This window comes from Weissella kandleri, from assembly GCF_001438705.1.
Lineage (GTDB): Bacteria > Bacillota > Bacilli > Lactobacillales > Lactobacillaceae > Weissella > Weissella kandleri.
In genome coordinates this window covers 1-3,113 of record NZ_JQBP01000012.1, presented here as the reverse complement: position 1 = coordinate 3,113, position 3,113 = coordinate 1, and the positions used below count along the sequence as shown (strand labels likewise).

Annotated in this window: 1 rRNA gene; it reads right to left on the bottom strand. The window is 49.4% G+C overall.

Going from position 1 to position 3,113, the window contains the following annotated elements:
- Nucleotides 1–24: 24 nt before the first annotated feature.
- Nucleotides 25–2,939: ribosomal RNA gene (locus IV73_RS06415) — 23S ribosomal RNA — on the bottom strand.
- Between the last annotated feature and the right edge of the window lie 174 nt (nucleotides 2,940–3,113).

Genomic DNA, 3,113 nt, shown 5'->3' with positions numbered 1-3,113 from the left:
TTGAACCACCACGTTTTATTCAACTTGGTTAAGTCCTCGAACCATTAGTACTAGTCCGCTCCATACCTCACGGTACTTCCACTTCTAGCCTATCTACCTTATCATCTATAAGGGGTCTTACTTCTTTCGAATGGGAAATCTCATCTCGAGGCGAGTTTCACACTTAGATGCTTTCAGCGTTTATCTCATCCGTACATAGCTACTCAGCGATGCTCCTGGCGGAACAACTGATACACCAGTGGTACGTCCACCCCGGTCCTCTCGTACTAAGGGCAGCTCCTCTCAAATTTCCTACGCCCGCGACGGATAGGGACCGAACTGTCTCACGACGTTCTGAACCCAGCTCGCGTACCGCTTTAATGGGCGAACAGCCCAACCCTTGGGACCGACTACAGCCCCAGGATGCGATGAGCCGACATCGAGGTGCCAAACCTCCCCGTCGATGTGGACTCTTGGGGGAGATAAGCCTGTTATCCCCAGGGTAGCTTTTATCCGTTGAGCGATGGCCCTTCCATGCGGAACCACCGGATCACTAAGTCCTACTTTCGTACCTGCTCGACCTGTTAGTCTCGCAGTCAAGCTCGCTTCTGCCTTTACACTCTACGAATGATTTCCAACCATTCTGAGCGAACCTTTGAGCGCCTCCGTTACCTTTTAGGAGGCGACCGCCCCAGTCAAACTGCCTGCCAGACACTGTCTTCCATCACGCTTAGTGATGAGAGTTAGAGTGATCATACAACGAGGGTAGTATCCCACTGTTGCCTCCATCGAGACTAGCGTCCCGATTTCTACGGCTCCTACCTATTCTGTACAAGCTGCACAAGCACTCAATATCAAGCTACAGTAAAGCTCCATGGGGTCTTTCCGTCCTGTCGCGGGTAACCCGCATCTTCACGGGTATTTAAATTTCACCGAGTCTCTCGTTGAGACAGTGCCCAGATCGTTACGCCTTTCGTGCGGGTCGGAACTTACCCGACAAGGAATTTCGCTACCTTAGGACCGTTATAGTTACGGCCGCCGTTTACTGGGGCTTCAATTCATACCTTCGCTATTGCTAAGCACTCCTTTTAACCTTCCAGCACCGGGCAGGCGTCAGCCCCTATACGTCATCTTTCGATTTTGCAGAAACCTGTGTTTTTGATAAACAGTCGCCTGGGCCTATTCACTGCGGCTCAGCTTGCGCTGAGCACCCCTTCTCCCGAAGTTACGGGGTCATTTTGCCGAGTTCCTTAACGAGAGTTCACTCGCTCACCTTAGGATTCTCTCCTCGACTACCTGTGTCGGTTTGCGGTACGGGCAGGTAAACACTAACTAGAAGCTTTTCTTGGCAGCGTGACATCATGGACTTCTCTACTTTATTTCGATCCTCATCATTGCTTGTTCTTAACAGGGATAAGCATTTAACTACTCCCCAAACTTACAATTTAACCCAGCACTTCCAGTCGCTGGGATCCATTAGCCTTCTGCGTCCCTCCATTGTTCAAACATGTTCACCTGGTACTGGAATCTCAACCAGTTATCCATCGACTACGCCTTTCGGCCTCGCCTTAGGTCCCGACTAACCCTGGGAGGACGAGCCTTCCCCAGGAAACCTTAGTCATTCGGTGGACAGGATTCTCACCTGTCTTTCGCTACTCATACCGGCATTCTCACTTCTATGCGCTCCACCAGTCCTCACGGTCTGACTTCTTCGCCCATAGAACGCTCTCCTATCGCGCCACTTAGTGGCACCCGTAGTTTCGGTGGTGTGTTTAGCCCCGGTACATTTTCGGCGCAGAATCACTCGACTAGTGAGCTATTACGCACTCTTTAAATGGTGGCTGCTTCTGAGCCAACATCCTAGTTGTCTATGCAACTCCACATCCTTTTCCACTTAACACACACTTAGGGACCTTAACTGACGATCTGGGCTGTTCCCCTTTCGACAATGGATCTTATCACTCACTGTCTGACTCCCGGACATACGTAATTGGCATTCGGAGTTTATCTTAATTTGGTAACCCGAGATGGGCCCCGCACCAAAACAGTGCTCTACCTCCAATACGCTACATTCCGAGGCTAGCCCTAAAGCTATTTCGGAGAGAACCAGCTATCTCCAAGTTCGATTGGAATTTCACCGCTACCCACACCTCATCCCAGCATTTTTCAACATGCACGGGTTCGGGCCTCCAGTGCGTCTTACCACACCTTCACCCTGGACATGGGTAGGTCACCTGGTTTCGGGTTTACAACTACATACTTACTCGCCCATTTCAGACTCGCTTTCGCTACGGCTCCGGTCTTTCCACCTTAACCTTGCATGTAATCATAACTCGCCGGTTCATTCTACAAAAGGCACGCCATCACCCATTAACGGGCTCTGACTTCTTGTAGGCACATGGTTTCAGGAACTTTTTCACTCCCCTTCCGGGGTGCTTTTCACCTTTCCCTCACGGTACTGGTTCACTATCGGTCACTAGGTAGTATTTAGCCTTGGGAGATGGTCCTCCCAGATTCCGACCGGATTTCACGTGTCCGGCCGTACTCAGGATCCTACACGGGAGATTGCATGCTTTCGTTTACAGGGCTATCACCTTGTCTCGCGTGGCTTCCCAACCACTTCAACTAACATACAATTTTGTAACTCCACAACGGTAGTCCTACAACCCCAAAGTGCAAGCACTTTGGTTTGGGCTCTTCCGCGTTCGCTCGCCGCTACTGACGGAATCGATTTTTCTTTCTACTCCTGCTGCTAATGAGATGTTTCAGTTCACAGCGTCTACCTTCAACTAGTCTATAGATTCAACTAGTGATAACTTGCATAACAAGTTGGGTTCCCCCATTCGGAAATCCCCGGATCAAAGCTTACTTACAGCTCCCCGAGGCATATCGGTGTTAGTACCGTCCTTCATCGGCTCCTAGTGCCAAGGCATTCACCATGCGCCCTTAATAACTTAACCGATCAACTTTCGTTGATGATTCAAGTCTTGAGTATGTGACTTTACGTCACTTGCGATTACCACAATCTTTCGATTGTGATGAACTAATTAAAAAACTCAAAAAATAACGCGGTGTAATACACTGTCAATTATCTGACGATAATCAACTCTTGATTACTCGGTTCAATTTATATT